Below are 6,322 nucleotides of genomic sequence, written 5' to 3' on the forward strand. Positions count from 1 at the left end.
GCACTTGGTATCAGCCAGTCGAGCGTCAGCGCGCGTGTGAAAGCGCTGGAGGATAACCTTGGTGTCCTGCTATTTGAGCGCCATGCGCGGGGCGTTCGGCTAACAGACGCAGGCAGGCACTTCATGGGGCACTGTTGCAAATAGAGATTTGAGTCGATGATGTTCCCTTTAAAAAGTACTTAGAGACCGAAAACCCTGTTGATTAGACACACTTCACCCTGAGGCTGACCATAATAAAATGACGATGCTTGTCCTTTACGTAGTGCACGCATGACTTCAATACCTTTAATTGTGGCATAAGCCGTCTTCATAGATTTGAATCCTAATGTGGCCCTGATGATCCGCTTTAGCTTGCCATGATCACATTCAATCACGTTATTTTTATACTTAATCTGCCTGTGCTCAAGGTCTGGTGGACATTTACCTTCCCGTTTTAACCGTGATAAAGCACGTCCATATGTGGGTGCTTTATCCGTGTTGATCACTTGTGGAATTTGCCACTTCTTCACATTATTTAAAATTTTTCCAAGAAAACAATAAGCTGAATGGGTATTTCGTCTAGCAGAAAGATAGAAATCAAGAGTATGGCCACGTTGGTCAACTGCACGGTATAGATATGCCCATTTGCCATTCACTTTTACGTAAGTTTCATCCAGATGCCATAAATGTCGATCTGTAGGATTACGCCAATACCAACGTAAACGTTTTTCCATTTCTGGAGCATAACGCTGAACCCAGCGATAAATTGTGGTGTGATCAACATTCACTCCACGTTCGGCCAGCATTTCCTGAAGTTCACGATAGCTGATGCCATATTTACAATACCAACGAACAGCCCAAAGAATGATTTCACCTTGAAAGTGCCGACCGTGGAAGGGATTCATCTGCTGTATCTCGAAATAAATAAGATATTTAGCTTATCATGTCAGCCTATTTGCAACAGTGCCCAACTTGCGACACTAAATTGGGTAGATTGGTTCAATAAAGAGCGTGTACATAGTGCACTAGGTTATGTATCACCTTTTGATTTTGAAGCAATGTACTATGATAAGATTAACCCGTTAGGTCAGGTGGCCTAACTTAAATAAAAAACTCTCCGACAAACCCGGTACGGTTCACCTTTATCTTTGTTTGTGATGAATACATTAGCAAGTTCCCATTTAGGTGCTGCATGAGAGAGAATTGGTAAAGATAGACAGAGTCCTAAGATAAACTTTTTCATTAATTGTCCTATGAAATCTCATAATGATTTGTTAAATCATAACTTAATTTATTGCTGATCTAGCTTAGCTTATAATTAATTTGAATTATTTTTACGTTGTTTGAGAACTTCTAATCCTAAATCCTTCCAAATTTGCCATTTCATATCATTTGGGTCTATTTCAGCAGTTTTAAGCAGAATTCCAAGTAATTCGGCTGGGTCACGCTGATCAAGGTTAGCAATTTCAAAAAGTGCGCCTAATTGAATGAGATGACGTGTACGAGCTTTTCGTTCAGCTTCCTTTTCTGCATTCAGTAATTTTCTGACTGCTATCTTCTGTTTATTCGCTCGATCTATGGCTTTTTCAGCTTTGATCAAGGCATTCAATTTTTTCTCTTGGTCGGGAGTACGGTATTGGATTTGAGCTAATTCTAATAAAAGCTTTTGTGCATCACTGGGATTCTTTAAAGCAGAAATGTAGGTAATTTTTTCAGACAGCCAATCATTATTCATATTCAATTCCTTAATTCATATACCGCAAAAGCACAGGCTCAATACTCAAAGAACGATAACAAAATAATTACGTCCAAGGTACGCAATTTTGTTAAAGTCGTTCTAGAGATTGTCGCCTGTACTTCCATCAAAAAATTGATGGCGCGCTTAGACGTTTCTCAATTTCATTGAGAAACCTAAGCACGTTAGGGACTTCATCCCTAAAACCCTGAAACTTCTTTTTTTCGTTCAATTGAAAATTGAATGAAAAAAAGAAGTACCAAAGCTAGGAGCAACAGCATGCAACTAAAACAGGTATTGGGAAAAATCAAAGATATTAGTTTTGGCGTGATCGCAGCACCGCTAATTATCATCATTATGATGTGGGCTTCGATACTTGATCAAAGAGCGTTTAAAAAAGAACGTAACCGAAAAAAGGAACAGGATAAGACCTAATGGCGATTGCTCGTTTAAGTGTCAAAGTCGGTAAGGCAGGTAAAGCAGCACCGCATGCCGAATATATTGATCGGGATGAAGAAAAAAAGCTGAAACAAGAACAGGCAGAAACCGACCTTGAACATAGTGCCTATGGGAATATGCCGAAATGGGCTGAACATAATCCGATTACCTTTTGGGAAGCAGCCGACCTTTACGAGCGCAAAAATGGCAGTACCTATCGAGAATATGAAATTGCCCTGCCTAGAGAGATGAATGCCAAACAACGTCTAGAACTGGTTGAGGAGTTCATTCAGTCCGAGATCGGCTCAAAATATCCATATCAGTTTGCGATTCATAACCCTAAAGCAATGGACGGCAACGATCAGCCCCACGTGCATCTCATGTTTAATGAACGTCTGCAAGATGGAATCGAACGAGATCCAGAGCAATATTTCAAACGCTATAACAGCAAAAATCCTGAACGTGGCGGAGCTAAAAAAGACAATACAGGCAAGAGTTACCAGGAACGAAAAATTGATATTAAAGACCTACGCCAAAGATGGGCGGATTTATGCAACAGCCATTTAGAAAAACATCAAATTGATAGCCGTATTGATATGCGAAGCTACAAAGAGCAAGGCATAGAGAAAGAACCCGAAAAGAAACTGTTACCAAGCCAAGCCAAAGACCCTGAAATTAGGGAAGCCCTACAACAATCACGTACAGCCTATAAAGAGCTTGAGCGACTAGACTTAGGCGACCCCAAACAAGACCTGAAAGACCTCAAAAACAGCCCAATTTCAGACAAAGAAATTAAACAGGGTATTGAGAGCTTTAAGGCTGATTTTGACAGCTTTAAACAGCTTGCTTTGGAACAGTACAAACAACAGCAGAAATTAGAAAGAGAGCAACAGAAAACAATGAAGTTTAGAGGGATGAGCCGATGACACCTGATGAAAAAAAGCTATATGCACTAATGGCAGTTGCAGAACAACAGCAGAACCTCGTCAATCAGGCCGTTAAAGAGCTTCAAATCACGAAAGAACACATTCAAAGCACTATTGCTGGGCAGACCCACCATACTGTATCAAAATCGCTAAATACGGGCTTACAGGAGGGTACAGCGGAGCTTATTAAGACCGCTAAAGCACTTGGACGCTTGAATAATTCAATTGAATCAGCCCGTGATCAGTTGTCATGGAAGCTCATTACCATTGTTCTAGGCATCTTTGCCATTCTGATGCTTGGTATCATTTGGCTGTTTAGTGTTTATATCAAACCTTTAGGCAATATCCCGCAGATCGAGAGCCTGAGACAGCAAGGCATCCAGTTTGATATTGGAAGTTGTAAAGTTGATGGAGAATCTAAACCGTGTGTCCGAGTGATGAAAAAGCAGTGCGGATATGGAAAAAATGGCGATTTTTGTGTCATAGACCCAAAATAATAAGAATATTTCTTATGCTAAAAGAAAATTCTTACTTAATTTCAATTCTACGAGAGGAAAAGGGGTAATCATGCCATTGATTGAATATTACGGCTTGTTATTTGAATGGCATGACCAAAAAATGGATTTAGTCTACAGAGGGCGTGAAATTACGTTCGAAGAAGTCTGTAGTATTTTCCTTGATCCTGCATTGATGTCTTTTGATGATGTAGGACACTATGACGAACAACGACTAATATCAGTCGGTTTAAGCAATCGTGGTAGACTATTAACAGTGGTTTGGGTTGAACGTGGAGATGTTGCGAGAATAATCACTGCATTTGAACCATCACATCACCAAAAGCGGAGGTACAGCAATGCAAAATGAATTAGAACGCTATAAAAATTTTGATCCTACCAATGCCCCATTGGTTAAACCTAGTTTTGTGAAAAAATTACAGGAACGTCACGCCATCGCTCAAGCAAAGGCTTTTGATGCTGATGTGGTGACATGGTTAGGTTCACAAGATAATGAAACAAAACAACATATTAACGATATGGTTCGCCATATTATGGCATTGAAACGTACTTAATTAGGTATGACCTCCCTTTTTTGTTTTAATGTTTGATTGATTAATTAGAAAGCTCATTTGGTATTCATACCAAATGAGCTTTTACTTTATAGTTTTTGAAGGATACGCCGTGGTTAAGGAAGTTGTTATGTTGAAACATTCAAGTTTGGAAAGAAAAGAGTTCAAGCATGAAGAACTTGCACTAATAAAAAAACTTGATTTCAACGATATTGAGATTATTAAGCCTGATAATCTTGGACAAATCTTAATTTGGACTTCTAAACTTGCTGAATATCATCATGCTCAATTTGTTGAATTTAGTCATAAGTTAGATATTGTTGATGAAATAGAAGAGCGAGAAGAGATTAACAATAAGATTAATTTTTATAGAAAAAGTAGAGTTTTAGAGAATCATATCAAGGATTTCTATCTAAAAAAGCTATTGGATCAAGGAGAAGCGACAGTAAAGGGATATATCAAACATCCGATTAAACAGGATACAAATTACGCTGTAATTTCTTATCACGGATATCATTTTGTTAGTTTTGCTACTCCAGAGATTATTGAAAAATTTCCCTTACATTTTATTGATTTTGTACAAAGTGAAACACCAAAGACATTAGCAGATATACACTCTGATGAAGCTGTACTGCTATCAACGGTTAAGAATTTTATAACGCCCTTTAAAGAACAATATAAAAAAATAAAGAGTAAAAATAAGGAGATCAAAGAACACAATACGGTCGTACATAAAATTTATATAAAAATTAAAAATAAAGAAGCAACTTTGCAAAAGCCAACAGATTCAAAGCCTAAAGAATCTAGCCCCAAATCTGATGAAAAGATTACTTTACCAGTAAAAATGAAGCAGGTAGCTATTCAGCAAAATATAGCTTCACAAGAAAAGTCAATTACTGTGATTAAGAAGCGAAAATTTGCTTTAAATAAGGATAAGTAAATTTGTAATTGTAAATTATAAAGAAAATCCCCCCTAAGCCTTGCAACTTAGAGGGGTTTTCCAGTAAATTCTACGGTACGCAGTTATTTGATGTTAACCCATCGAATAACGAAGATCATAAGGTTTGGCGACCGTTATGATTTCACCAAAGGCTGGTACCTGAACTCTATTTTCACAATAAACAGTGTTTAGATCAAGTCTCAAAATGATAAGTCTTCGTTAATCCGTGTTTTAAATCATCAAATAAGCATCATAGATCGAGCTTTGCCTGCTTCTGCGTGTCCGTTTTAGGGATTGGCATGCGTTGCATGTGGAGGGAATAAGTGTCACTGGTGCAACGTAGCGATAGTCGAAAGGCTAAACCGCTACAGGGGAATCTCACAAAAGCGGAGCGTTAAGAGTAGCTGTATAGGTTGGTTAAGTTGCATGTTGGGGAAACCCTCGCAGAGATACCGCCATACTTCGACAGGGAGCGCGTGGGAGAAGGTGCAAGACCTTTAGTCCTTGTCTGCATAGTCTGCAAAGCTATGTGCGGATACGACCGATATACGTGGCTCCGAAGCCAAAAGAATATGCGGTAAATCGGCAATACTTAAAGGATGTGTCATTTTTTTAAATGACCGCCTTTAGGGAGAGTATTGCCGAAACTCTCTCAACCGTTCACCAAAGCCAAAGCACGAAGTGCGACGCTTGGGTAACGAGTTGAGAAGTTGAGAGCATGTGCTTTTGCTTTTATAGGTTTTTATATTTTTATAGAAGAGCTTTTGAGAAGCTTGTTCTGCTTAGGCTATTATTAAAATCCAATTCTGTTTGTATTAATAATAATGTTATTAGAATATTTTCCTCTGACATCATCGCAAACAGTTGTATAGCTATAATATTCATAGGTTTTTAGAGTACCAATAATATAGCCTCTTTGAAAAATAGGTTCCCATTGATTAGTAAATGGGCTCAAGAAAAGACCTTGTGAACATTCAATCGCTAAATTATTTTTCACTACATTATTTTTAGGATTTGAGTGAACTTCTTTTATAGAAAAATATCTAATATCATTATTATTTGGTGCTGTTTTGATTGAATTTTTGTCTACATATATTTTAGAAATCTCACCTTGAACCGTACCGGGTTTGTCGGAGACCAAGCTTTCTGAGAGAATGTCCCGATGAAAAAAGTAAAATATACCCCTGAAATCAGAGAAAGAGCGGTTCAATTATTGATTGAATCCGAGAAAGATTATC

At 38.1% G+C, this 6,322-nt stretch carries 10 protein-coding genes and 1 pseudogene; 8 read left to right on the forward strand and 3 right to left on the reverse strand.

Going from position 1 to position 6,322, the window contains the following annotated elements:
* Positions 1–144 (forward strand): LysR family transcriptional regulator (locus FTU90_RS15465; protein WP_180007109.1); only part of this gene is annotated, 144 nt, incomplete at its 5' end.
* A gap of 35 nt (positions 145–179) precedes the next feature.
* On the opposite strand, the gene FTU90_RS15470 is transcribed toward FTU90_RS15465, so the two are convergent.
* Positions 180–884, reverse strand: a complete 705-nt coding sequence (locus tag FTU90_RS15470) for an IS6 family transposase (RefSeq protein WP_005028420.1) — start codon at positions 882–884, stop codon at positions 180–182.
* Between the two features lie 63 nt (positions 885–947).
* Between FTU90_RS15470 and FTU90_RS15475 the strand changes: the two are divergent.
* Positions 948–1,079, forward strand: a pseudogene (locus FTU90_RS15475) (IS3 family transposase); the annotation flags it as partial.
* Between the two features lie 218 nt (positions 1,080–1,297).
* On the opposite strand, the gene FTU90_RS15480 reads toward FTU90_RS15475, so the two are convergent.
* Complete coding sequence (locus FTU90_RS15480) at positions 1,298–1,714, reverse strand: conjugal transfer protein TraD (protein ID WP_108091264.1); 417 nt, start codon at positions 1,712–1,714, stop codon at positions 1,298–1,300.
* A 279-nt stretch (positions 1,715–1,993) separates the two neighbouring features.
* On the opposite strand from FTU90_RS15480, the gene FTU90_RS15485 reads away from it, so the two are divergent.
* The 6 genes from FTU90_RS15485 (at position 1,994) to FTU90_RS15510 (ending at position 5,084) form a co-directional block, all read left to right on the forward strand.
* Complete coding sequence (locus FTU90_RS15485; protein WP_002061201.1) at positions 1,994–2,149, forward strand: hypothetical protein; 156 nt, start codon at positions 1,994–1,996, stop codon at positions 2,147–2,149.
* The gene (locus FTU90_RS15490) at positions 2,149–3,078 is read left to right on the forward strand and encodes a MobA/MobL family protein (RefSeq protein ID WP_119065094.1); all 930 of its coding nucleotides are present in this window, start codon (positions 2,149–2,151) and stop codon (positions 3,076–3,078) included. The genes FTU90_RS15485 and FTU90_RS15490 overlap by 1 nt, the downstream gene beginning before the upstream one ends.
* The gene (locus FTU90_RS15495) at positions 3,075–3,575 is read left to right on the forward strand and encodes a hypothetical protein (RefSeq protein ID WP_068550831.1); all 501 of its coding nucleotides are present in this window, start codon (positions 3,075–3,077) and stop codon (positions 3,573–3,575) included. The genes FTU90_RS15490 and FTU90_RS15495 overlap by 4 nt, the downstream gene beginning before the upstream one ends.
* 70 nt (positions 3,576–3,645) lie before the next feature.
* Positions 3,646–3,942, forward strand: a complete 297-nt coding sequence (locus tag FTU90_RS15500) for a BrnT family toxin (RefSeq protein WP_042087986.1) — start codon at positions 3,646–3,648, stop codon at positions 3,940–3,942.
* Positions 3,932–4,147, forward strand: coding sequence for a hypothetical protein (locus tag FTU90_RS15505; RefSeq protein ID WP_042087985.1), 216 nt, complete (start codon positions 3,932–3,934; stop codon positions 4,145–4,147). The genes FTU90_RS15500 and FTU90_RS15505 overlap by 11 nt, the downstream gene beginning before the upstream one ends.
* Positions 4,148–4,274: 127 nt before the next feature.
* Entirely contained in the window at positions 4,275–5,084 is an 810-nt protein-coding gene (locus FTU90_RS15510) for a hypothetical protein (RefSeq protein ID WP_108091266.1), read from the forward strand.
* Positions 5,085–5,877: 793 nt separating this feature from the next.
* On the opposite strand, the gene FTU90_RS15515 is transcribed toward FTU90_RS15510, so the two are convergent.
* Positions 5,878–6,225 (reverse strand): hypothetical protein, encoded by a 348-nt coding sequence (locus tag FTU90_RS15515; protein WP_159138984.1) that lies wholly within the window; start codon positions 6,223–6,225, stop codon positions 5,878–5,880.
* Positions 6,226–6,322 lie beyond the last annotated feature (97 nt).

The sequence above is a fragment of the Acinetobacter sp. YH12200 genome (genome assembly GCF_013418175.1).
Classification (GTDB): domain Bacteria; phylum Pseudomonadota; class Gammaproteobacteria; order Pseudomonadales; family Moraxellaceae; genus Acinetobacter; species Acinetobacter pseudolwoffii.

Bases quoted from the DNA above. Each gene is read 5' to 3' on its own strand.
- FTU90_RS15470 (WP_005028420.1), bottom strand. From the start codon at position 884: ATGAATCCCTTCCACGGTCGGCACTTTCAAGGTGAAATCATTCTTTGG.
- FTU90_RS15480 (WP_108091264.1), bottom strand. From the start codon at position 1,714: ATGAATAATGATTGGCTGTCTGAAAAAATTACCTACATTTCTGCTTTA.
- FTU90_RS15485 (WP_002061201.1), top strand. From the start codon at position 1,994: ATGCAACTAAAACAGGTATTGGGAAAAATCAAAGATATTAGTTTTGGC.
- FTU90_RS15490 (WP_119065094.1), top strand. From the start codon at position 2,149: ATGGCGATTGCTCGTTTAAGTGTCAAAGTCGGTAAGGCAGGTAAAGCA.
- FTU90_RS15495 (WP_068550831.1), top strand. From the start codon at position 3,075: ATGACACCTGATGAAAAAAAGCTATATGCACTAATGGCAGTTGCAGAA.
- FTU90_RS15500 (WP_042087986.1), top strand. From the start codon at position 3,646: ATGCCATTGATTGAATATTACGGCTTGTTATTTGAATGGCATGACCAA.
- FTU90_RS15505 (WP_042087985.1), top strand. From the start codon at position 3,932: ATGCAAAATGAATTAGAACGCTATAAAAATTTTGATCCTACCAATGCC.
- FTU90_RS15510 (WP_108091266.1), top strand. From the start codon at position 4,275: ATGTTGAAACATTCAAGTTTGGAAAGAAAAGAGTTCAAGCATGAAGAA.